The following is a 23,039-nucleotide window of genomic DNA, read 5'->3' as shown; positions in this document are numbered from 1 at the left end:
TCGCATCAGTTTGATTATCAATAGAGTATACTTTTGCTGCTTGATTCCTTAAAGGGTTGATAATCAACGGCGAAGCCCTCACACGGTAAATTGATGCAAAGATGCTTTTTTAGTTTTTCACAAAAAAGCTAAAAAATCCACGAAGTACTACTGTTAACAAACAAATAAAGAAAAAGTCACACAGCAAGCTATGCAACTTTACTATTATAGGAACTATATTTTGTGACCATCATTCATCGTTTAGCTTACAATTCCTTGGCAGCTAGACCCTGCTCCTGCGGTACAGCCATAACAATGCTGTCCCAGCATAATGTTGCGCTGTTCCATTGCCGACAAATCAAAATCTTCGATGTGTTGAGGAACTGATTTTTCTACCTGTAGTTGCAACATTTGGTTGAAGTCACAATCATACAAATATCCATCCCATGAAACAGACAATGTATTGCGGCACATCACACCTTCTGCTGCTGCTGGATTAAACGATTCTAGCAACAACTGCATATAGTCGTCAAATTTATCTTCCTTCAACAAAAAGTCCAAGAAACGACTAATAGGTAGATTCGTAATGGTATACAAATTATTAAATTCGATATCGTACTCTGTTTTTAAAACACGCTTATAATCTGCTTCCAAGCTCATTTGGTTGCCTGGCAAACTAGCGCCTCCAGGATTAAATACCAAATGCAATTTTAAGTCAGTTCCTTCTTTTCCATATCCCAAATCATTCAATACACGTAAGGCTTCAATAGAGCGCACAAAAGTCTTATCTCCTCTTTGTTTGTCTGTATTTTCTGCTGTATAACAAGGCAAAGAAGCAATAACTGTTAACTTGTGTTTTTTGAAAAACTCTGGATAAGTTCTGTACTCCTTATTAGAAACCAAAATGGTCAAATTGCTTCGAACAATAATCTCAATATCTTTACTAATAGCACGAATTTCTTCAATGAACCACTTAAAATTAGGATTCATTTCTGGAGCTCCTCCTGTTATATCAATTGTTGTCGTATTAGCTGCTTTGATGGCATTTAGGCAGTATTGCATTGTTTCCTTTGTCATAATTTCGGTACGAGTTGGTCCCGCATCGACATGACAATGCTCACAAGTCATATTGCACATATAGCCGATATTCACCTGAAAGATTTCTAATTGAGTAGGCTTGAAAGGCATCAAGTTAATATCTTGTAATTTTTGTTCAAACTTTGTTATTTTAGGAGTTGTTTCTTCCAAGATAGCAATTTGAACATTTGGAGTAGCTAATTTACTACCACGTTTTTTTAGCGTTTGTAATTTCATGTATGCTTGTTATTTGACAAAATTTTTGATAAAAAAACAAGGGCATTGATTTTATTTTGTCAGTTTCAATGTTTGCCTCAATACGTTATTTGTAATTCATGTTATTCATCTACTCAATCAGCGTATTAGATGGTGTCCATCATCTATACTATAAGGTTGCCTCTTGACAAGAAACTATAGCTATACCAATTCCTTGTTACATGAACTACGTTTAAGATACGTGCCTATTTGATACAATTTAACCAAATTTAATATTAATAAAGCTATAAAACAACGATTTGTTCAAAAGGTTTTGTGCTTTGATTTGCTCTACAATAAAAATTCTTAAAAAATTACAATAAAAAGATTTTTGTTTAGCACTCCTTTCTTTATTTTGGTTGTTTGGCTATATCAAAACATTCAATTATGAGCAAATACCTATTAGAAACGCCTCGACTTGGTTTAAGGACTTGGCAGGAAATTGATTTAGAACCTTTTGCAAAAATTAATGCTGATTCTCAAGCAATGCAATTCTACCCAAACACATTAGATAAAGCTGCTACCAAAAAAATGCTTGCTCGTATTCAGCAACAATATGCCGATTACGGTTTTTCGGTTTATGCTGTGGATTTATTAAAAGACAAACGATTCATTGGGTATATTGGTTTTATGCGCCCTAGTTTTGAGAGTTATTTTACTCCTTGTGTTGAAATAGGTTGGCGGTTGGATCCTAGTGTTTGGAATCAAGGCTTGGCAACAGAGGGCGCATTGGCTTGTTTAGAGTATGGTTTTGGCACCTTAGGCTTTCAAGAAATCTATTCGTTTACCGCCGAAATTAACAAACCGTCAGAACGAGTTATGCAGAAAATTGGTCTCAAAAAAGTCGATACATTTCTCCATCCACTTCTCGAAAAAGATAGTCCATTAGCCCTACATGTTTTGTACAAAGCCAATCAATCATAAAATCAACCAAACACTAAAACTCTTTTCTTCTACTACGCTCTGAATATAAGTATTCGTAATATATTGTCTATTATAGTAGTAATTCATTGATTAGTTTTACTACGCTGTGTCGTACTCCGTGAGCGCTTTGTTTTTAGTTAATTTTATTATTCCTTGTGGTCATGAGCCAGCAAACTAGGTTCGCTGCTACGGTGTCGTTTCAATAAATTAATACTATAGATGAAGGCAGATTTTAAAAGAACACTAAAACCTTATGAAAAAAAAATTAATGTCCATTCTACTTTCTTCATTCTTTTTCCTTGTTGTACTTATTCTTGGAGCAGATTATTATGTTCAATCCTCTGTTCAAAACAAATTATACAAGAATATTGAGACCATTCCTTACAATAAAGTAGGGCTAGTCCTTGGCACTGTAAAGTTGCTTCAAAATGGAAATTTGAATCGCTATTACAAATATCGGATAGAAGCTGCGGCAGCACTATTCAAAGCTGGGAAAATTGACTTTATTTTAGTTAGTGGTGACAACAGCCGAAAAGGATATGATGAGCCTACGGACATGAAAGAAGACTTAATAAAAAAAGGCATTCCTGAGCACAAGATTTTTCTAGATTATGCAGGTTTTAGAACTTTAGATTCTGTCGTTCGTAGCAACGCTATATTTGGACAAAAAAACATTACCATTATTTCCCAAAAATTTCACAATGAGCGTGCGGTCTTCATTGCCAACCACAAACACATCAATGCGATTGGCTTCGAAGCCAAAGATGTTTCCATTCGAGCAGGTTTGAAAGTTCAAATTCGAGAAAAACTAGCCCGAGTCAAAGTTTTGATTGACGTTTTGTTTGGGGTTCAACCTAAATATCTAGGGAAACAAATCGAAATTCGGTAAAAGTGATAATCCCTACTTTAGGTATACTTATCCACCCAAGCCAAAAGCTTGTTGAGTTCGTATGGGCTATTCTTATAGGCCTCTATAAAATGTGCTCTAAGATTGATAAAAACCTGTTTTCGCTCCGTTCGACTAGGACTTTTGCATGCTTTCTGAATCGCATTTAAAAAGGTTGAGAAATTAGCATCATTGTATTTTTTTCGTTTCAATGTCTTGATATAATTTTCTAAGAATTGAAAGTTTTCTAGTTCATAATGACAAGTAATCATCATAAAATCTACTTTAATCCGACTTGCTATATTAGCATCATCTTTGTAACAATCCCAATAAGCACTGATGCTATTCAAACAAGCATTGTAATCTTTGAGTTTTAGATAGGATTCTATTATTGAGAGCTGAACCACCTTTAAGAGTACAGGGTTTAATGCCGCAATATATTTACTCGTATAGTCAACCGCTTCTTGAAGTAATTTTTCTAGTTCTATCAATTTTTCTATAACGATTAAATGTTCTAGCTTTAGAATAAAAAACCTTAGTAATATATCTTTTGAAATACTTAAATCAGAGGTGTAATTTGCTTGAAAAAAAACATAGAGTTCATCCAATAACTCATTAAATCGTTGATATTGCTGCAACATTAATGCAGCAGCAGCGAAATTGAGTAAGAAATTACAGTATGTATTTTTATCATCTCCTTTTATTTTTAATGGCTTTAATTTTTGATGCATTTGTTCTCGAATCTTATAACCATCTTCAATACGCCCCTCTTGATTATTTCTAATAGCCAATAGCTCACTGTGAACAATCTGTCCTGCAACTGTATAACATTCAAAACGGTCAAACTTATTTTGGAGTTCTGTCAATGTTGGAAAGTCTAGTTGCGCCCTAATCTTTGGTTTGCTTCTAGCATAATGGTAGAGTTTGTTCAACCAAACATACACATCTATCTCTTCTTTTTGAATGTCTAAATATTGATGAATACTTTCGTATAATTTTTCTGTATTTTCAATTAACTTGTTTTTGTTAAAATTGATTTTAATGAGTGAAAAATACTTCAGCTGCAAAAATTGGAACATAGCAACATAATTATTGTAGCCATGTTTTTGTGCCAATGTACTCCCTTTTTGGATCAACGTACTTGACTGGTTGTACAAGCCTTTTTTGATCATTATCTTAGCTTGGTTATAATAAGAACCCAATTTGATCTCAATATCGTTTTCTTTGTAAAACCCCTCTAAGCTCTCTAATACCAATTTCCCCAAATAGCTTTTTATGTTCTTGAACTTTTTTAGTCCAACCTTTGCTTGATATTCTTTCTCAAAGTCTGCTTGATTAATCGCTTTCCGCTTGTCCAATAAACGAAATAGCAAAACATACGGATTCGGTTCTTCTGTAATATGTCGAGTAGCATACAGGGTGAAATACCGCTTCTCGGCACTAGACAAACTCTGTATCAATTCTTGCAATAAATCTGTCTTCATAAAGTTTTCTTAAAACATTACTCCGTTGAAAAATCGTATTAGTTTGATTATCAGTAAGATGTACTTTTGTTGGCTTTTGTGCTAAAAGGCTGATAATCAAACTAATGCAAGATGCTTTTTTACGTTTTTCGTAGAAAAACTAAAAAATCAACGGAGTATTATTAAAAAAGATTAATCTAAAAAAGCTTTTTTAGTTGGTCATTTTGTAAAACACTCAATTTTCAATTATCTTTCTAGCTATTAAAAATCCGTCGTCTGCCGCTTCCTTTTATCAACTTTACAAGATTACAACCAGATGAAACAAGTATCTGTTCCCAATGACATACTTACCAATACACAGGATATTAATTTAATCCATTACAAAAGTAAGACAGAGTTAATAAAAAGTAAAGTAGCTTTCTCTCAATATGTATTTAGTTTTCTAATTGAGGGTCAAAAACAAATCCACAACACCGATGGGATTTTATCCATCAATAACAACGAATTTACGCTCATTACGAACCCAGTTTGTTTGATGACAGAAAAAAAGGGACTGGATTCTAATAGTTATGAAAGCTGTTTGTTGACATTTAATGACAAGATTTTGCACGATTTTCAACAAAAATATGCCATTACACCTCTTCCTTCTGAGAAGCTTTGCAAAAATGTCTTAAAATTTAGCTATGACAATTACACTCAAAATTTTCGTCGTTCTTTAGAAATTTTACCCCATCAACAATTATCTCAAGAAATTCTAACCATCAAATTTCAAGAGATCATGCTCTATTTGTTGCACAGAGAGCCCCAAATCTTAGATTCTTTTCTTTCTCAACGACATACAAACATAGAAACACATTTTAGATATAGTGTTGAAAACAATATTTACTCCAACTTGAGTTTGGATGAATTGGCATTTTTATGCAACATGAGTACCTCTACTTTTAAGCGTTATTTTGCCAAATTTTATCGCACTTCACCCCACAAATGGATGACAAACCAACGGATGAATAATGCCTTGCAATTGTTGCAACAAGGCAAACGGCCTTCTGAAATTTTTACTGACTTGGGATACAAAACCCTTTCTAGTTTCACTAGAGCTTACAAAAAACATTTTGGTCAACTACCCAGTGAACAGCTCCCTTCTAGGAGTATTTCCAACAAATGAGCTTTTTAGCATACCTGTTGACCTTTTTAGTATCTTCTTATAGAATACTTTTGTACTTAGTTAAAATATTTAGCAACAAACATTGTAGACCTCTTGTATGCTGTTTGCAAAACGTTGCACCATTAAAACTTTTATCTTATGTATCAATTTTTAGTATTCATCTCTATCTTTTTATTTTCATTCAATCTAAAAGCTCAAACATTTACTTTGGAAAGCAACGACTTAGGAGGACAAGCTACCCTCCAACAAGTTTTTAACGGCTTTGGCTGCACAGGAGAAAATATTTCACCACAATTATCATGGAAAAATGCCCCTAAAGGCACCAAAAGTTTTGCCATTACAATGTACGATCCTGATGCGCCAACAGGTAGTGGCTGGTGGCATTGGCTAGCTTTTGATATTCCTAGTACGACTAAAGAGCTAAAAAGTGGAGCAGGAAAAGCTCAAAGCGACCTGCTGCCAACAGGAGTAATTCAAAGCTTAACAGACTATGGAACTATTGGTTACGGAGGTCCTTGCCCGCCAGAAGGTCACGGTTTTCACACCTATATTCTTACTGTTTATGCCCTTAATACAGATAAATTAGGCGTAGACGAAAAGGCGAATCCTGCGTTAGTGGGTTATATGATCAATTCCAAAACCATTGAGAAAGCTTCTATTGTTGTCTATTATAAACGATAGTTCTTTTTAACAACTTGTATAAGATTTGATTTTTATTTAATTTGAGTTTACATTACTTCGTGGAAAAATCGTACGATAGCGCATTAAGTTCAAATTAAATAAAAATCAAATTATGAAAAATAAAGAATTTCGCCACTATGCTCACCTAATGGTAGATTGGATGGCAGATTATTTTGAGCAAATCGAAGACTATCCTGTCAAAGCACAAGTTCAACCTAGGGAAATCTATAATCAACTACCTGCTCAAGCACCGATTGAAGGAGAAGCAATGTCTGCAATATTTAAAGATTTTCAAGACATTATTTTACCTGGCATTACCCATTGGCAGCACCCTAACTTTTTTGCTTATTTTCCAGCCAACACCTCTTTTCCCTCTATTTTGGGTGAAATGCTTACTGCTACTTTAGGCGCACAATGTATGATTTGGGATACCTCTCCTGCTGCTGCAGAATTGGAAGAACGTGTCATGAATTGGCTAAGAGATTTAATGGGTATTCCTGATAATTTTGAAGGGGTTATTCAAGATACCGCCTCTACAGCTACCTTAACTGCAATTTTATCTGCTCGAGAAAAAGCAACGAATTTTGATAGCAATCAAAACGGTATCACAGCCAATAACCTTAGAGTATACTGTTCAACAGAAACACACTCATCAATTGAAAAAGCTGTAAAAATTGCAGGTTTGGGTAAAAAAAACTTAGTTAAAATACCTGTTGATGATCAACTCCTTATGCGAGGAGATGCCCTAGAACAAGCCATTCAGGAAGATATCAACAATGGACTTCATCCAACCTGTATTGTTGCTGCAATTGGAACCACGGGAACCACTGCCATTGATCCACTACAAGAGATTGCTGCTATTAGTCAAAAATATGCTATATGGCTACATGTCGATGCAGCTTATGCTGGTTCTGCTTTAATTTTGCCTGAGTTTCAGTGGATGATTCAGGGTATAGAGCAAGTTGATAGTTTTGTTTTTAATCCTCACAAATGGCTGTTGACTAATTTTGATTGCTCTGTTTATTTTATAAAAGACCAAGAATGCCTCTTGAGAACCTTTGAAATATTACCCGAATATTTAAAAACAACCAATAGAGGTATTGTCAACGATTATAGAGACTGGGGAGTACCTTTAGGAAGACGTTTTAGAGCCCTTAAATTATGGTTTGTGCTCCGCTCCTATGGTGTCAAAGGTTTGCAAAAACAGTTGCGAACACACATTGATTTAGCACAAGAACTTACTAGTTGGATTCAGACAAGTACTGATTTTGAGATCTTAGCTCCTACCAGTTTAAATCTTGTTTGCTTTCGTTATCACCCTACTCCTATCAACGATGCAGCAACACTAAACAATATTAATGAAACTATTTTGCAACACCTCAACAAAACTGGTCTTCTGTACTTGACACACACAAAGATCAAGGGGCAATATGCTATAAGACTAGTCATAGGACAAACCTTTGTTAAAGCACATCATATTAAACATGCTTGGCAACAGATTCAAGAAATTGCTAGAAAAACCATAACAGCTTGAACGTTTTTAACAAAAATCTATTAATTTTATAGTTTGAACTATATGATAATATTTTGTGTTTTTTGTCTGTTTATAGACATGTATCTACAAAGTAAAAAAATATATCACACGGATACATTTTTCTATGATAAGGCAATAAGCCTATATTAAATCACGCTGTAACTAAAAAGATGAGTCACCAACGCATACTAGATGAGGTCGCTAAAACAAGTATTCAATTAATGCTTCAAGAGACCTTCTATGGTCACTTTTTCACAAGTATTCTGAAAGATGTTTCAGAAAGAACGAGTTCGATTGCTACAACCATTAGCAGCAATCAGATGATCAAATTGATTGTCAACCCAGATTATTGGGATAACACATTAAAAATACCTGGCGACGAAGAGGCTACCAAAGCACTGCGTTATGGCGCCATCAAACATCAAATTCTGCACATCGTTTTCAAACATGCGCTACGTTTTCCTGAATTTGGCAATAAGAAGCTGTTTGGTATTGCTTCGGACTTAGCTGCCAATCAATACATTCGTTCCGACCAATTAACAGAAGATGCCATTCGAATGGAAGACTTTCCTGAATTCAAATTGAATAGAGGGCAAGGAATTGATTATTACTACAAACGCTTATCTGAAGAACTGCAAGATATGCAACAAGACGGTGGTAGTGGTTGTGGAGATGATGATGAGGAGGATAGTGCTCAAAGTGACGATAAGGCGGCTAACGGTTTGAATCAAGCTCAAAATCGCTTAAAGGAGTTGATGGAAAATGAAGACAACGAACAGTTGAATCAGCATAAGTTTTGGGATGAATTTGAAAGATTGTCTAGCGCCGAACAAAAAATGATTAATGCTGCCATCAATGAATCTATTGTTAACTCGGTTTCTAGGGTCAAATCCAAAGACTATGGCAAGTTGCCTGGCGGTCTTCAAGAATATATCAACTTACTAGTAGAATCTTTAAAACCTAATGTCAACTGGCGAAGAGTTTTGCGTATTTTTACAGCTAGTAGTAGCCGTACTCGTTTAAAAAACACGATACGAAGACCTTCTAAACGTTATGGTACAAACCCTGGAATTAAAATACAGTCAAAACAAAAGATTTTGGTAGCTATTGATACTTCTGGTTCGGTCAATGAGGATGAGTTAAGAGAATTTTTTGGTGAGTTGTATCACATTTGGAAACAAGGAGCAGAAATTTATGTTGTGGAGTGCGATACACATATTCACAACCAATATACTTACACAGGAAGACCGCCTGAACTTATTAGTGGTCGTGGAGGAACGGACTTTAATGCTCCAATTGAATTTGCTAATGAAAAACACCTACCTGATGCCATTGTCTATTTTACGGATGGCTATGCACCTGCTCCTGTTGTCGTTTCTAGAAAACCCATTTTATGGATGGTAACGAGCCAAGGTATTGACAAAGACACTTGGGATTTCTTGCCTGGAAGAAAGGTTAAGATGACCAAACAATTAGCCTAAGGTCTAAGAATAAATAAAAAACGATGAGAAGATAATATTTTTTGGTCCTCTCATCGTTTTTATCAATAGTTTGTTAAAAAAAATCTTACCACCCTGATAATCAACAAGTTAAAAACTTATTACATTTTACATTAAGCCTTTGATTATCAACTGCACAGCACTCACGAAGTAGCAGCGAACCGAGCTATGCGAGCTCACGACCGAAGGGAATAACAAAGCTAACTACCATTTTATAACACTATTAAATTAATACTTCGTGGCAATCAAATTAATACAATTTCTCCACGAAGTAATATTAAGATGTTTACTTAGTTATATTAACATCCATAGTTGGGTAAGGTATTCCTATATTATTTTTATCAAATGCCTTCTTAACATGCTCATTCATGTAAAAGAAAACATCCCACCAATTGTTAGGATCTGTCCAAAGACGCACTGCTAAATTCACAGAACTATCTCCTAACTCTGCTACGACAACGCCTGATTTATCCAAGTCAATAACATGCTCACAAGTTGCTGCTACTTCCATGATGACTCTTTTGGCAGTATCAATATCTGCATCATAACTAATTCCAAATGTAAATGCTACGCCTCGCTTTCCTTGCATAGAATGATTGGTCATAGTTCCATTAGATAATGGACCATTAGGAATAATAATCACTTCATTATCTAAGGTTAACAGAATTGTATTAAAGATTTGAATTTCTTTTACGGTTCCTGTAAAACCTTGTGCTGTTAACAAATCACCAACCTTGAAAGGCTTAAATAGTAAAATCATTACTCCTCCTGCAAAGTTACCCAAACCTCCCTGCAACGCCATACCAATGGCAAATGCAGCAGCACTCAAAATGGCAACAAACGATGTAACTTCCATTCCCAATGTACTCGCAACCGCCAACATTAATAAGACTTTCAGTAGTACATTAATCATGGATACTAAGAAAGGGCGTAAGGAGACATCAAAATTTGCTTTCTTCATGCTCGCTCTGATAATATCTACCACCTTATTAATAACGATAGATCCTACAATCCAAACGACAATTGCTAATCCCAAAGATTTAAGCGCATCCAAAAAACTCTCTCCTTGCAAAAAGGCAATGATATCAAAATCGGTATCAGCCAAAAATAAAAATGCATTCATTTGATTAAAAATTTAATGGGGGTTTGATTAAATAAAATGATTCGTAAAAGGTTTCTGATCCTTAAATTACACTTTTTTATCTATCTACATAATTTTTTTTCGACAAATAGTATTTTTTACACTTTGTATAAACGTATGTTTAAGCTGTAGAAGATTCGAAATAAAAAGACTATTTGAGCGTCCCTCAAATAGTCTTTTATCAAAGAAGTTGTTTAAAATTATTACTAGTTCTCGTCTTGTTTTAATACATTAACATCCATGGTTGGATAAGGTATTCCTATATTATTTCGATCAAATTCTAACTTAATATTCTCTTGCATATAAGAATGTACTGCCCAATAATCAGCTGTAGCTGCCCAAGGACGAACGGCAAAATTAACAGAGCTATCGCCCAAACTTGATACAAACACAGCCGTCTTAGAATGATCAGTAATATGTGGACAACTTTTTAAGACTTGGTCAATTACTTCTTTTGCTTTTTGAATGTCATCTCCATATCCAATTCCAAACGTCATGTCTACTCGACGAGTTGGTTCCATAGTTATATTTTGAATAGGCCCATTAGAAACAGGACCATTAGGCAAAATAATAACTTGATTATCTGGAGTTACTAAAATGGTATTAAAGATTTGAATTTCTCTCACTTTTCCTGTGAAGCCTTGCGAAATAATGACATCACCAATTTTAAATGGCTTGAAAACCAAAATCATTACTCCTCCTGCAAAATTAGCCAAACCACCTTGTAAAGCCATTCCTACTGCAAAAGCAGCGGCACTTAAAATAGCTACAAAAGATGTCACTTCCATCCCCAATGTACTTGCAACCGCCAGCATCAATAGGACTTTGAGCAATGTACCAATCATTGATATTAAAAATGGGCGTAGAGAAGCATCCATTTTAGCTCTTTGCATAGCATTCGTGATTACTTTTACAACTTGGTTGATAACAATCGTACCAACAATCCAAACCAGAATAGCTAAGCCCAACGATTTTAATGCATTAATAAAGCTTTCTCCTTGCAAAAAAGCCATTAAATCAAAGTCTGCTAATAATAAATATGTATTCATTTTACTAAAGATTTAAGGGGGTAAAAAATAAGATGTAAATAAATATAGTAAAAGGTTTCAGCATCGAAAGTATAGTTTTATATCTACTTCCCCTAATTATAGATAGGTATCTTTTCTTGAAAAATCAAATTTATGGTGTTATTTTTGGTACTTGGTAAATACAAATCAACATTGCCAATTTATTGATTATTTAAATACAATTCTTATGAGAACCACATTCCTTTTCTGTATACTCTGTGCTATTTTTCTTAGTGCTTGCGAACCCAATGTGACCCCACCGAAAAATGATGCCAAACTTGTTTTTAAGTTAAAATTTGACCCAACACAAGATCGATTAGATGCTTTTGCCCAACCCTCAAGTGTTCCTAATGGTAATGCTGCTCAAAATCCTCAATTTAATGGCATGAGTGCTCACAAAATAGAGCTAGTGCCTAGTGCTTTGACTCCTGTCAATGGTGGGGCTATTGTTTATCATGGTGCAGAAACCACTTCTGGCGGAGACAATGCCATTGATTTTGATAAAGCAGTTGTAAAAACAGAAGGTGAAACATTTTATGAAATTCCATTGACAGATGTAACACCAGGAACATATCCACACATTCGGGTATCCGTTAGTTACCAAAATTATGATATTGTTTACAATGTCAAAAATGTCCCTACTTGGCCTTCTGGCACCACAGATCTAAATAATGAAAAAGGTACGATTGCTTCTTTTGTTGGGTTTAATAGTTATATCAAAGATTTGACACCTAAAAATAGAACCAAGTCAATCAACTCAAACAAGCTACAAGGCTTCTGGGCATTTGAGACCAATTTAAGTAATCCTTATTCCAGTGCCAATTCTATTTATAGTGGCGATGCACAGGCTACAACTGTTGTGAACCCTCTAAATGCCACTACTCCTACTCCTCCAGGTTCTTGCTTAGTTACGGGTAGTTTTGATGGCAATCCATTAGAAATAACGGGAAATGAGACAGAAGATATTGTTGTAACGTTATCTTTTTCTACCAATCAGAGCTTTGAGTGGGTTGATTCTAATGGTAATGGTGAGTTGGATATTGATGCTAGTGCAGGAACAACCGAAGCGGTTGTAGACATGGGGCTTCGTGGTTTAAAACCAAGCTTCCAATAAGCCTTGCGGCTACCTAGTTCATTATCAATACTATTTATTTTAGTAGTTCATTGATAGACACATTACTTTGTATATAGTCGCATTAATTCGATTATCAAGGACAAAAGTTAAAACTTATAAGTAAACCCAGTATCGTAAGTTCATGACTGTAAGAAATGGCAAAACGAACCAATCCACGACCACAGCGTAGCAACGCAACTAAGTATTATTAACCAATACGAAACAAAGTTACTGGAGGGATTTCTTGATGACAATTCCTCCATTTTTTTTATTCCTTCCTAAAAAAGAATTACATTTGGTGTTCCTTATTCTATTATAATACACCGTACACCAAATCAGATATTACAGCAATGGATTTCACAGCAATTTTAGAATTATTCAGTACCAGTCAAGCATGGATTTCTTTAGGTATGCTAACGTTAATGGAAATCGTTTTGGGTATTGATAATATTATTTTTATTTCTATTGTTGCGAACAAACTCCCTCAACAACAACAACCCAAAGCTCGTAATATTGGTTTGTTTTTAGCAATGTTATTGAGAATTGTTTTACTTTTTGGAATAACGATTATCATTGCTATGCAAGATCCCTTATGGGAGCCACATATTTGGGGCATGCATGCAAAAGTGACGGGGCAAAGTCTAATCTTGATGTTTGGAGGTTTGTTTTTATTGTACAAGTCCGTCTCTGAAATTCATCATAAATTAGAGGGTGTTAATGAAGAAAACACAGGAGATCACAACCCTAAAAACACATTAGGCAGTATCATTCTTCAAATCTGCTTGTTAAATATTGTCTTCTCATTTGATTCCATTTTAACAGCCGTCGGACTCACACAAGATGTCGCGCGAACACCAATGGCTTCTGACCCTACTCGTTTCTATGACCCATTGTCTATTATGATCTTAGGGGTGGTAATTTCCATGATTATCATGATGGCTTTTGCAGGACCAATTGGTCGTTTTGTCAACAAGCACCCTTCTATTCAAGTACTAGGACTCTCCTTTTTAATTTTGATTGGATTTATGTTGGTTGTAGAAGGTGCTCATAGCGCTCACCTAATGCCAAGCAATGTAGAAGTCCCCAAAGGGTATATGTATTTTGCTATTTTCTTTTCCTTAACAGTAGAATTGCTAAACATCAAAGTCCGCCAACAAGGAAAACCAGTGCAACTAAAGGGAGCATTGGAAGAAGCCAAAGAAAGAGATTTATACAATTTGGATACGACCAATGACACGACAGTAGAAGTAACTGTTATTCAAGACAATGAAATGGAAAATGACTAATCAGATCAATAGGACTCCTTAGAACTGATCGTTATTCTTTATTTATCTTCTTAAGGCAGCAAATATTTGTGCTTACAACGAGTTCCCTGCCTTGCTTTTGCTCAAGATATCGTAAAGCAACTCTTTGGCACGAAATAGTTGTGCTTTTACAGTTCCAATAGGCAAATCAAGCTGCTCAGATATTTCTTGATAAGAAAGCTCTTCAAAAAATCGTAGTTCAATCATCACTCGATATTTATCACTCAACTTATTCAATAAATCGCGCATAATTAATTTACGCTGTTGGCGAATGTAGCGTTCTTCTGGATCTAAAGCCGTTGACTTTAGGTTATTAGAAAAATCTTGCTCGCCATCCTTTTCTAAAGTATCGTCTATGGATAATAATTTTAAGCGTTTTTTACGCAAAAAATCAATACCATTATTGGTCGCAATCTTAAACAACCAAGTACTAAAAGCATAATTGGGTGTATAAGTAGCTAATTTTCTAAATGCCTTCCCAAAAGCCTCTATGGTCAAATCCTCTGCATCATCGTGATTGTGTACCATCTTAAACATCGTATGATAAATCGAATCTCGATAACGTTCCATTAACTCTGCATAAGCCAATTGATTATTCCCCTCTACGGCCTTGCGAACCAATTCAAAATCTTCTAATGCTCTATCTGATAAGTTTTTATTCATTGGTTATGCTATTTCTATTTCCAAGTTTTGTTTTGCTGCCCCATCAAAGACGAAGCAAAAATAATATAATATATAGGAAGTAAGGCATCTAAGATCAAAACATACTTCAAAAACGATCGTTGTTTGACTTTCCTTAGATATTTCCCAAACACGAGATGCATCAATAAAGTTCTTAATAAAATGATTCCTACTATTGAGTTCGTCCAATTATTTGTTATAATAAAGATACACAATCCTAGATAAAAACAAAAATGAGAAACAGAAAGTAATCCGAGTAATATTTTATGTTTGAATTTGTAAGTCGTACTAGTCGAGTAATGTCGCTGTTTTTGTCGATACAAAGCCTTCCATGAGTTAGGAGGATTCGAATACATAAAACTATCTTCATGCAAGCAAATAGCTGTGTTGTGATTATTCGCAACCGCATTGATAAACAAATCATCATCTCCCGAAGCAATGTGCTGATGCCGTTCAAATCCATTTTCTTGTATAAAAAGAGACTTCCGATACATCAAATTTCGCCCCACTCCCATATAAGGAATTTTCCACAAGGCAAAAGAGAGATACTGAATGGCAACATAGATTGTTTCAAATTGCACCCAACGATTTAACCAAGTTTTGGCACGTGTGTAGGGACCATACCCTAACACAATAGCACTTTTTGACGTTTCTGCTTGTTGATACATTTGTCGTATCCAATTGCTAGAAGCTGCCTTACAATCTGCGTCTGTTAGCAAAATCCAAGGGTACTTCGCTTGAGCAATACCTTTTGTTAAGGCTTCTTTCTTTCCTTGACGTTGCTTATTACGTAGATGTACCACTTTTAAATGTGTAAATTGTCCTTCATAGGTTCTTAATACATCTAAGCTTTCATCACTAGAGTCGTCGTTAACAACAATAACTTCAAATATTGGATAATCTTGCAGTAGTATAGATTCTAAGTTTTTTTGTAGATTTGCAGCTTCGTTTCTAGCACAAATTATAATAGATACTCCTGGAAACGAACAAATGGTATGATTTTGCAAGGGGCGATACCAAACTAATCGTTGAAAAACAATCCCCCAATAGCCTAATTGAAGGATAGCGATACTATACCACATTATAAAAAAAACATCCATGGTGATTTTCTTTTTTTGAACACCGAAAATAGAACTCCCAATCCAAAGCACACAATTTAAACTAAAAAAATGTCTATGAAGATGAAATTTGATTTAGAGGCCAATGATGTCAATTCGAGTGCAAGAGCAGGCTGTTTGCATACCGCTCATGGGGATATCCAAACGCCTATTTTTATGCCTGTAGGAACCGTTGCTACTGTAAAAGGTGTTCACCAACACGAATTGACCAATGACATCAACGCTCAAATTATATTGGGCAATACCTATCACTTATACTTGCGCCCAGGAACAGATATTTTGGAGCAGGCAGGTGGCTTGCATAAATTTAATGGTTGGGACAAACCCATCTTAACAGATAGTGGAGGATATCAGGTTTTTTCATTGGCTCACCGCCGAAAAATAAAAGAAGAAGGGGCAACTTTTGCTTCCCATATTGATGGATCGAAGCACTTGTTTACTCCTGAAAATGTGATGGATATTCAGCGCAAAATTGGAGCAGATATTATCATGGCGTTTGACGAATGTACACCTTATCCTTGTGAGTACAAATACGCCAAACGCTCCATGCACATGACTCATCGTTGGTTAAAACGTTGTTGGACAAGGTTCAATGAAACAGATCCCTTGTATGGTTATGAACAAGCGCTCTTTCCTATTGTACAGGGTTCTGTATACAAAGATTTGCGCAAACAATCGGCAGAAACTATTGCCAACTATGATAGTGTTGGTAATGCAATTGGGGGATTATCTGTTGGAGAACCTCACGAAGATTTGTATGAGATGACCGATTTAGTTTGTAGCATTTTGCCCAAAGAAAAACCTCGTTATTTGATGGGTGTTGGCACACCTGCCAATTTATTGGAGTGTATTGCGTTGGGAGTAGATATGTTTGACTGTGTATTGCCCACTCGAAATGCTCGTCATGCACTTATTTACACCAAAGAGGGGGCTATGAATATGAAAAATGCCAAATGGAAAGCAGATTTTTCTCCATTAGATCCTGATGCTCCTAATCCAACCTCTCGCTTTTATACCAAAGCCTATGTACGACACTTATTTGCTTCGGGAGAGTTGTTAGGACCACAAATTGCCTCTATTCACAACCTTGCTTTTTATCTTTGGTTGGTTGGTGAAGCTCGCAAGCATATTATAGCAGGCGACTTTACTGCTTGGAAAAATGAAATGGTTCCTAAATTAAGTCGTCGTTTGTAGTACAAAATCGCTTTTTATATCAAAGAGAGGCTGCCTGATTCAATATTTCAGACAGCCTCTTTAACAACCACTTATTAGATATTATTCTCTTAATTACTTATTAACATTCTTACAGTTCATTTCCCCATCGTTCCAAATCCCTGTCATATACCAAGTGTCGCTATAGACGCCACCCCCTTCATAATTTCTTCTTATAATTGCCCCAACATAATAACACTTACCATCTTCTTTTTGAGTTGCGAATTCAACTTGTACATTTTTATTAAGAGGTATATAAGCATTTTTATTGACATACCACCCTGGTGAAGCAATGGTTACTCTAAGTATTTTTCCATATTTAGCAGGAAGCTCATCTTTGGCATACGACTCAATTTTACTATCTGACATTCCTTTTCTCAAACGCTTACTATCAATAATTTCTTGTGCGTACTTAGCTTGATGTGCTGCTAACTTGCCACTATTGATATATTCTTCTAACATACTTTTTTCTTTGTCCATTTTTGCGGTCAAGGCATTTGCTGACGTATGATCTTTTAACAAGTTTTGCTTATATTCTTCTAACAACTTAGTAGGTTTCTCAAACTTTTTTAAATAATTATCTGCATTTAAAAGGTAAGTTTCTTCTTGACGGCTATTTAAACGGTGAATATTTTTGATAAGCGCATTTACGTCCTGCTCCAAGTCATCTACTTTTTTGTAAACATCTACTTCAAAATGATTGTTAACGGTAGCCACTATCTTTTGAGTACGACTGCTATTTTTAAAATGCTCTGGTTGCTCTTTTTCATAACCTGCTAGCAAGGCTTCATAATCTTTATAGTTAGGAGTAAAATTGTCATTACTATAATCCGAACCTAAAGCAACCCATCTATTGTACTCTTCTAAACGGTCAATGTATTGAGATTTATTAGAATAATTGGCAAGGTCGTCCATACATTGCTTTTTCAAAAGAGGATAGTCTTCATTAAATTGTTTTAAATAAGCTCTATCTTTTTCTGCAGGATCTTGGTTTAAGATATCTAAATTCTCTTTCGCTTTACTCAAGTAATTTAATATTTTACTTTGTGATTTCTCATCGGGACTTATTTTCCAAGAAGCATCCTCCATTGCACTTTTGGCATATCTTATATTATCCCTTACCTTGCTATACGTTTCATAGCTCGGTAGTTCTGAGCGACGTGTTGGAGCACCTTCAGAAGTCCTCCCTGTATTAGAACTAGAAGTGGTGCTTTGAGTTGTGGACGATTTTTTATTTGATTCGGAAGACGTTGAGTTAGAGTTGGAGGGTTTGGATTTTGAAGGAGCCGTTATTTTAGGTTTTTTGATTTTTATTTTCCCAAATTGGGCAAAAGAGTAATTGGTACAACTTAACAATAGAACGCCAATGATAATAGTAATCTTCATTTACTTTAGTTTTTTTTAATAATGTTTTCTTTGTGTTAAAATTAATGTATTTGAATACTCTAAAGTTAAACGCCCCTTCTTTCAAAAGAAAGGTAAAGTTTGTTTGCCTTTAAGATATTTACCCAACAAACAAACGACCTAAGAAACTAATTATCAACAAACTAAAACTAATAAGTAGAATATTTTTACAAGCATTTTTTAAAAGAAAACTTCATTACTGAGTATTTGCAAAAATGTATCTTTACTGGCAGGAGAACTAGAAGCAGTATTGCAATATTGTAGCACATCATCAAATTCCTGAACAATGGCTTGCCCTTGGGGCTTCACATTCTTGTTAGGAGCAGGACTTTGCTTATTGGAAGCCAATACATTTTCATTGCGATTCTCTTTTGGACGAGCCTCTTTGTAGACGACTTTGATTAATGTGTCTGCTGGTAACTCTTTGACTTTTGTAATATATTCTTTAACAAAAACGGTATCTCGCAAATGTTCCTCTGCAACAATAATAGTTTGGTTTTGTTGGGCTGTTCCCAAGCCTCGTACAAAGAAAAAAACAAAAATCAAAGCAGCAGCAGCCTGCCACGCAGGTATTTTGTACGCTAACAAAGCAGCTATGATTCCTTTGGGAGGTTGCGTTTCTTTAGATTTTTTAGCTTTCAAAGCCGCCAAAGCCCTGTTAGGAAGAGGAGGGGCAGGTTGAATTTGAGTCGATTCTTGTTCCCAAAAATCTTGGCTAGCCAAAATAATGCTTCGCTCATAATCATAGGCTTCCGAAGACATTTGCTCCAATACAAAAGCTTGTTCTGCTGCATTTAATTCATCAAATGCTTTTTGTTCTAATAAATTATATATTTCCATTTTTATTTAATCTTTTGTCAAAAGGCTTGCTCTAAATGGAGCCAATCTCTTTCCTAATAATTTTGTGGCACTACTCAATCTAGATTTAACCGTCCCCAAAGGACAATTCATCACCAGTGCAATTTCTTGAAGACTCAAGCCTTCTCTGTATTTTAAAACAAACGCTTCTTTGTATACATAAGCCAACTCGTCTAATGCTACGTTTAATTGCGCTTGAAAAATTCCCGTATTCAACTCCACAGACGCTTGAGTCGTTGTCAATTTGGGTGCCTTTTCTAACTCTAAAAAGCCTCCTTTTTGCGCTCTAAAATAATTCTTACAACTATTCGCAGCTACAGTAAAAATCCAAGTTTTAAAATTTCGTGTTACATCAAATTTTTCGGGAGTTTCCACTATTTTTAAGAACACATCTTGCAATAAGTCCTGTGCTTTTGCCTCATCTTGCCGCAACATCTTGTACATAAAATACAAAATTCGCTGACTGTATCGCTGATACAGTTCATTAAACGCCCATTCTGCCCCTTCTTGAACATGTCGCATTAAATCCTCGTCCGATTTGTTTTTTATTCTTTCCATAATAAAAAAAATAGGCTGTTCTGGTTCGTTAAAGAACAACCTAAATTAAAGCGAATTCATTATTTTTGGGCTAGTTTTTCATAATAGTTCAACTGTTTTTTTATGGCTTCTTCTTGCTGACACCCTTTGCTTATACTCAAAACAATCTTTTTAATTTTAGCTTGCTTGCGAACATCCTCTACTAAAATATAATGTTTGTATAATAACATTAATCCTGGAACATAGAGCAAATTATAACGATCTACAGCACTAGGAAAAACTTCATTGTGGAAGGTACAAACTAGATAATCTAATAAAATATGGTTCTCAAAATTATTAATCAAATAAGAAGTTGTGCTAATTTCCTCATCGCAATAAAACATTGCCAATCCTACATTAAATAACTTATCACTCAGACCTAAAGCAGCATGATTCCCAGCGATACCCGTATAAAGAGGACGTTCTCCTTTATGCTCAATAATGTGATCTACAATCATCTTTATTCCTGTAATTTCTTCTTCAATTTCAGGAATACTCAACTCTTTAAACAAAGCTTTTCGATAATTCTCTAAAAAAATCAAACTACTATTGATAACCGTCACATCTTTTCGTACTCCTTCTGCATACTGCAAGACTAACGAGGGGTACGTATCATTATCTCCAAACGTAATTAAAATAGCATTCTTTTGAGTACTCATTAACATATTATAATTCCAATTTAAGAGTGTTGGCGACAAATCGCTACTAGCTTTCCAATTTTTGCATACTTCTTCTAACTTCTCTTTATTTCGATTGGTTTCATAATACGTAACCAATTCATCATATACATCAGGACGAGTAGCATCTAATTTATAAGCTTCGAAAATATGCTCAATTCCCTTCGATTTATCCATTTCATCATAACCTTGAATGTAATGATACTCATAGGTTCCTTTTATCGGCACTTTCATTTCGGTTACAATTGCCTTCATTCTTTGAATCCACTTTTCTCTTGTTCCTTGATCGGGTGCTAATATCTTAGCCATTCGCGCTGCTGTGTAATAACTCAACCAACCATCTGCATGTTTCGGATTTTTCGTTAGTTCTTTTTTCCACAATTCATGTTGTTCAACATACCAATCGTATTCATATTGCACCTTAACAATAGAATGTACTTTTTGGGGTTGAACGGTTTGAGCTTCCGCAAATATGATAAAGCTTAAACATAAGGTCATTACAAGAATTCTATTTTTCATTTTTCTGCATTTTTAGTTTTTATATTTATCCGTTATACCCCGCCCAAAATCAAAGGTTCGCAGAAGGTGAAAATTTTTCAAAAAAAAAAAATAGAAACCCAGCTAGGCATTGCTTCCATAGCTAAATTTCTATTCTCATTTAAATAAGATCTTAAGTTGCAACTATTATAATATATACTTGCCTATGTGGTCAATCAAATCTCCACCCAAATAAAGCACACCATCTTGTTCTTCAATAGAGCTTGCTTCAGGTACTCGTTTGCCAGAAGTATCGCAATAGGTTTTTAATATTTCTCCCGTAGGGCTTAAATGCATCACAATGCCATAAGCCTGCATAGCTGGTTTCATAAAGTCGGGCAAGCCAAAAACAAGTTTTTTCAACCAAACATTAGGCTGCAAATTGTCTAAATCATCATTTCGGCAAGAGCTAAAACCCAACCAGAAACTACCGTCTGCTCTTCTAGAAATGCCATTGGGCAAACCAGGTAAATTGTCAATAAAGGTATCTATTGTTCCTTTTTTAGAACCTTTTAACCAATAACGCAATACCCTATATTTTGTCAAATCTACCATCAAGACAAATTCATCATTTTTAGAAACAGCTACGCCATTACCAAAAAAAGAACTATCAATCAGCGTTTCAACAGCCTTTGTTCTTGGGTCATAACAAAATAAACCACCATCTGGGCGTGCCTCTAAAACGATTTTAAGTGCATTTGACATACTAAAGGAATATTTAGAAGAAGTGCTAGAAAAATAAATTTTCCCATCATTAGCAATATCAACATCATTGGGAATTAAGAACGAGCGACCATACTCATCTTCTTGAGCCAATACCGTAATTGTTCCTTTAGGATCAACAGAAATTAATCCTCTTTTTTGATCGCACGCAATCAAATTTCCTTCGGCATCAAAATGCAAACCTGCCACCCATTTTTCGGTATCACAAAAAACAGAAAGGGTTCCATTTTTATCAATTTTGACAATAGCTCCTTGGTTAAAATCATTTTTTTTGTGCACCCCACAATACAAATTACCTGCTTTATCAATCGCAATATCTTCAGGACCGTACCATCCCTTTAAATCAATCCATTCTGTTTTTTGTAATAATTCATTGGTTTTTAAAACGCCTTCTAATTTTGGTTTTTGCGGAGGCACCCAAGCAATAGGATCAATACGAGTCGATTTAATGGTAGTTGATACAATAAAAACTAATAATACGGTTACAACTAGGTACTTTGTTATCCTTTTAACTGTCATTTTTTTGTGTTTAATAATTTAATAAAACACAAAAGAGCAGCAATCAGAAAAAAGATACCTTAACAAATGTTAGGAACGAACAATTTCCCTACGAATTCTGCTCAATGACTCAGGAGCAATGCCTAAAAAACTAGCAATTTGATACAATGGAATGCCTTGGATAATTTTGGGATGGCTTGTTTCTATAAAATCTAGATAGCGTTGTTTGGCCGTTTTTGTTTGCATCAACATTGTTCTATCCAAGATGCAAAGATAGTTTTGCTCTGCCAAAATACGCCCAAATCGTTCAAAATTAGGAAATTGCTCATACAATTGATATAAAGCTTCATAAGACAAACTATAAGTTGCACAATTTTCGACCGCTTCTAAACATTCCAAAGACGGTTGTTGTCGCAAGAAACTAGAAAATACCGTCATTAACGCACCATCACAGGCAAAATAAGTATTAATTTCTTTACCGTCTTCCAAGTAATAAGAACGCATCAATCCAGAGTCTATAAAATAAATGTGTTGTGCGACCATTTCCTCTCGCACAACCAAAGACTTTGCATTAAATTCTTTATAAACCAAGTAACGCTGAAAAGTTGCCCATTCCTGCTCTGATATATTCAAATGTGTTGTCAATAAATCTTTTATATATTCCAT

General features: G+C 35.2%; 21 protein-coding genes. 9 read left to right on the top strand and 12 right to left on the bottom strand.

Annotated features, from left to right (window positions below):
* Positions 1-240: 240 nt before the first annotated feature.
* Entirely contained in the window at positions 241-1,293 is a 1,053-nt protein-coding gene (gene arsS / locus CG11_RS25625) for an arsenosugar biosynthesis radical SAM (seleno)protein ArsS (RefSeq protein ID WP_052599817.1), read from the bottom strand.
* A 405-nt stretch (positions 1,294-1,698) separates the two neighbouring features.
* Between arsS and CG11_RS25620 the strand changes: the two genes are divergently transcribed.
* Both CG11_RS25620 and CG11_RS25615 read left to right on the top strand, forming a co-directional pair.
* A complete protein-coding gene (locus CG11_RS25620; RefSeq protein ID WP_052599816.1) occupies positions 1,699-2,235 on the top strand; it encodes a GNAT family N-acetyltransferase in 537 nt (178 codons plus the stop codon).
* A gap of 253 nt (positions 2,236-2,488) precedes the next feature.
* A complete protein-coding gene (locus CG11_RS25615; protein WP_052599815.1) occupies positions 2,489-3,124 on the top strand; it encodes a vancomycin high temperature exclusion protein in 636 nt (211 codons plus the stop codon).
* 17 nt (positions 3,125-3,141) lie between these two features.
* On the opposite strand, the gene CG11_RS25610 is transcribed toward CG11_RS25615, so the two are convergent.
* Positions 3,142-4,605 (bottom strand): hypothetical protein, encoded by a 1,464-nt coding sequence (locus tag CG11_RS25610; protein ID WP_052599814.1) that lies wholly within the window; start codon positions 4,603-4,605, stop codon positions 3,142-3,144.
* A 295-nt stretch (positions 4,606-4,900) separates the two neighbouring features.
* On the opposite strand from CG11_RS25610, the gene CG11_RS25605 reads away from it, so the two are divergent.
* The 4 genes from CG11_RS25605 to CG11_RS25590 all read left to right on the top strand — a co-directional run bounded on the left by CG11_RS25605 (position 4,901) and on the right by CG11_RS25590 (position 9,445).
* Entirely contained in the window at positions 4,901-5,749 is an 849-nt protein-coding gene (locus CG11_RS25605) for an AraC family transcriptional regulator (protein WP_052599813.1), read from the top strand.
* 138 nt (positions 5,750-5,887) lie between these two features.
* On the top strand, positions 5,888-6,430 hold the full coding sequence (locus tag CG11_RS25600) for a YbhB/YbcL family Raf kinase inhibitor-like protein (protein WP_052599812.1): 543 nt from the start codon (positions 5,888-5,890) through the stop codon (positions 6,428-6,430).
* Between the two features lie 112 nt (positions 6,431-6,542).
* Positions 6,543-7,964: an aminotransferase class V-fold PLP-dependent enzyme gene (locus tag CG11_RS25595; RefSeq protein WP_052599811.1), complete on the top strand. Its 1,422-nt coding sequence runs from the start codon at positions 6,543-6,545 to the stop codon at positions 7,962-7,964.
* Between the two features lie 170 nt (positions 7,965-8,134).
* Complete coding sequence (locus tag CG11_RS25590; protein WP_052599810.1) at positions 8,135-9,445, top strand: VWA-like domain-containing protein; 1,311 nt, start codon at positions 8,135-8,137, stop codon at positions 9,443-9,445.
* Positions 9,446-9,749: 304 nt separating this feature from the next.
* Here CG11_RS25590 and CG11_RS25585 read toward each other — a convergent pair whose 3' ends face one another.
* Together CG11_RS25585 and CG11_RS25580 are read right to left on the bottom strand one after the other, a co-directional pair.
* Positions 9,750-10,586, bottom strand: a complete 837-nt coding sequence (locus CG11_RS25585; protein WP_081909655.1) for a mechanosensitive ion channel family protein — start codon at positions 10,584-10,586, stop codon at positions 9,750-9,752.
* 224 nt (positions 10,587-10,810) lie between these two features.
* Positions 10,811-11,653 carry a mechanosensitive ion channel family protein gene (locus CG11_RS25580; RefSeq protein ID WP_197043942.1) on the bottom strand — a complete coding sequence of 281 codons (843 nt, stop codon included), beginning with the start codon at positions 11,651-11,653 and terminating at the stop codon, positions 10,811-10,813.
* A 205-nt stretch (positions 11,654-11,858) separates the two neighbouring features.
* On the opposite strand from CG11_RS25580, the gene CG11_RS25575 reads away from it, so the two are divergent.
* Together CG11_RS25575 and CG11_RS25570 are read left to right on the top strand one after the other, a co-directional pair.
* Complete coding sequence (locus tag CG11_RS25575) at positions 11,859-12,785, top strand: hypothetical protein (RefSeq protein WP_052599809.1); 927 nt, start codon at positions 11,859-11,861, stop codon at positions 12,783-12,785.
* Positions 12,786-13,135: 350 nt separating this feature from the next.
* On the top strand, positions 13,136-14,071 hold the full coding sequence (locus tag CG11_RS25570) for a TerC family protein (protein WP_081909654.1): 936 nt from the start codon (positions 13,136-13,138) through the stop codon (positions 14,069-14,071).
* A 72-nt stretch (positions 14,072-14,143) separates the two neighbouring features.
* Here CG11_RS25570 and CG11_RS25565 read toward each other — a convergent pair whose 3' ends face one another.
* Positions 14,144-14,752: an RNA polymerase sigma factor gene (locus tag CG11_RS25565; RefSeq protein WP_052599808.1), complete on the bottom strand. Its 609-nt coding sequence runs from the start codon at positions 14,750-14,752 to the stop codon at positions 14,144-14,146.
* A gap of 14 nt (positions 14,753-14,766) precedes the next feature.
* Positions 14,767-15,870 carry a glycosyltransferase gene (locus CG11_RS25560; RefSeq protein ID WP_052599807.1) on the bottom strand — a complete coding sequence of 368 codons (1,104 nt, stop codon included), beginning with the start codon at positions 15,868-15,870 and terminating at the stop codon, positions 14,767-14,769.
* Positions 15,871-15,951: 81 nt separating this feature from the next.
* Between CG11_RS25560 and tgt the strand changes: the two genes are divergently transcribed.
* Positions 15,952-17,082, top strand: coding sequence for a tRNA guanosine(34) transglycosylase Tgt (gene tgt, locus CG11_RS25555; protein ID WP_052599806.1), 1,131 nt, complete (start codon positions 15,952-15,954; stop codon positions 17,080-17,082).
* A gap of 93 nt (positions 17,083-17,175) precedes the next feature.
* Here the strand turns inward: tgt and CG11_RS25550 are convergent, their stop codons facing one another.
* The 6 genes from CG11_RS25550 to CG11_RS25525 form a co-directional block, all read right to left on the bottom strand.
* A complete protein-coding gene (locus tag CG11_RS25550) occupies positions 17,176-18,486 on the bottom strand; it encodes a hypothetical protein (protein ID WP_052599805.1) in 1,311 nt (436 codons plus the stop codon).
* A gap of 198 nt (positions 18,487-18,684) precedes the next feature.
* Positions 18,685-19,344 (bottom strand): hypothetical protein, encoded by a 660-nt coding sequence (locus tag CG11_RS25545; protein WP_052599804.1) that lies wholly within the window; start codon positions 19,342-19,344, stop codon positions 18,685-18,687.
* Between the two features lie 6 nt (positions 19,345-19,350).
* The gene (locus CG11_RS25540; RefSeq protein ID WP_052599803.1) at positions 19,351-19,920 is read right to left on the bottom strand and encodes an RNA polymerase sigma factor; all 570 of its coding nucleotides are present in this window, start codon (positions 19,918-19,920) and stop codon (positions 19,351-19,353) included.
* A 59-nt stretch (positions 19,921-19,979) separates the two neighbouring features.
* Complete coding sequence (locus CG11_RS25535) at positions 19,980-21,134, bottom strand: hypothetical protein (RefSeq protein ID WP_052599802.1); 1,155 nt, start codon at positions 21,132-21,134, stop codon at positions 19,980-19,982.
* A 165-nt stretch (positions 21,135-21,299) separates the two neighbouring features.
* Positions 21,300-22,394, bottom strand: a complete 1,095-nt coding sequence (locus CG11_RS25530; protein ID WP_052599801.1) for an SMP-30/gluconolactonase/LRE family protein — start codon at positions 22,392-22,394, stop codon at positions 21,300-21,302.
* A 69-nt stretch (positions 22,395-22,463) separates the two neighbouring features.
* A complete protein-coding gene (locus tag CG11_RS25525) occupies positions 22,464-23,039 on the bottom strand; it encodes a Crp/Fnr family transcriptional regulator (RefSeq protein WP_052599800.1) in 576 nt (191 codons plus the stop codon).

The organism is Aureispira sp. CCB-QB1 (assembly GCF_000724545.1).
GTDB lineage: Bacteria > Bacteroidota > Bacteroidia > Chitinophagales > Saprospiraceae > Aureispira.
Note: the sequence above shows the minus strand (reverse complement) of the source record. Positions and strands in the feature narration are given on the sequence as shown.

Bases quoted from the DNA above. Each gene is read 5' to 3' on its own strand.
- arsS (WP_052599817.1), bottom strand. From the start codon at position 1,293: ATGAAATTACAAACGCTAAAAAAACGTGGTAGTAAATTAGCTACTCCA.
- CG11_RS25620 (WP_052599816.1), top strand. From the start codon at position 1,699: ATGAGCAAATACCTATTAGAAACGCCTCGACTTGGTTTAAGGACTTGG.
- CG11_RS25615 (WP_052599815.1), top strand. From the start codon at position 2,489: ATGAAAAAAAAATTAATGTCCATTCTACTTTCTTCATTCTTTTTCCTT.
- CG11_RS25610 (WP_052599814.1), bottom strand. From the start codon at position 4,605: ATGAAGACAGATTTATTGCAAGAATTGATACAGAGTTTGTCTAGTGCC.
- CG11_RS25605 (WP_052599813.1), top strand. From the start codon at position 4,901: ATGAAACAAGTATCTGTTCCCAATGACATACTTACCAATACACAGGAT.
- CG11_RS25600 (WP_052599812.1), top strand. From the start codon at position 5,888: ATGTATCAATTTTTAGTATTCATCTCTATCTTTTTATTTTCATTCAAT.
- CG11_RS25595 (WP_052599811.1), top strand. From the start codon at position 6,543: ATGAAAAATAAAGAATTTCGCCACTATGCTCACCTAATGGTAGATTGG.
- CG11_RS25590 (WP_052599810.1), top strand. From the start codon at position 8,135: ATGAGTCACCAACGCATACTAGATGAGGTCGCTAAAACAAGTATTCAA.
- CG11_RS25585 (WP_081909655.1), bottom strand. From the start codon at position 10,586: ATGAATGCATTTTTATTTTTGGCTGATACCGATTTTGATATCATTGCC.
- CG11_RS25580 (WP_197043942.1), bottom strand. From the start codon at position 11,653: ATGAATACATATTTATTATTAGCAGACTTTGATTTAATGGCTTTTTTG.
- CG11_RS25575 (WP_052599809.1), top strand. From the start codon at position 11,859: ATGAGAACCACATTCCTTTTCTGTATACTCTGTGCTATTTTTCTTAGT.
- CG11_RS25570 (WP_081909654.1), top strand. From the start codon at position 13,136: ATGGATTTCACAGCAATTTTAGAATTATTCAGTACCAGTCAAGCATGG.
- CG11_RS25565 (WP_052599808.1), bottom strand. From the start codon at position 14,752: ATGAATAAAAACTTATCAGATAGAGCATTAGAAGATTTTGAATTGGTT.
- CG11_RS25560 (WP_052599807.1), bottom strand. From the start codon at position 15,870: ATGGATGTTTTTTTTATAATGTGGTATAGTATCGCTATCCTTCAATTA.
- tgt (WP_052599806.1), top strand. From the start codon at position 15,952: ATGAAATTTGATTTAGAGGCCAATGATGTCAATTCGAGTGCAAGAGCA.
- CG11_RS25550 (WP_052599805.1), bottom strand. From the start codon at position 18,486: ATGAAGATTACTATTATCATTGGCGTTCTATTGTTAAGTTGTACCAAT.
- CG11_RS25545 (WP_052599804.1), bottom strand. From the start codon at position 19,344: ATGGAAATATATAATTTATTAGAACAAAAAGCATTTGATGAATTAAAT.
- CG11_RS25540 (WP_052599803.1), bottom strand. From the start codon at position 19,920: ATGGAAAGAATAAAAAACAAATCGGACGAGGATTTAATGCGACATGTT.
- CG11_RS25535 (WP_052599802.1), bottom strand. From the start codon at position 21,134: ATGAAAAATAGAATTCTTGTAATGACCTTATGTTTAAGCTTTATCATA.
- CG11_RS25530 (WP_052599801.1), bottom strand. From the start codon at position 22,394: ATGACAGTTAAAAGGATAACAAAGTACCTAGTTGTAACCGTATTATTA.
- CG11_RS25525 (WP_052599800.1), bottom strand. From the start codon at position 23,039: ATGGAATATATAAAAGATTTATTGACAACACATTTGAATATATCAGAG.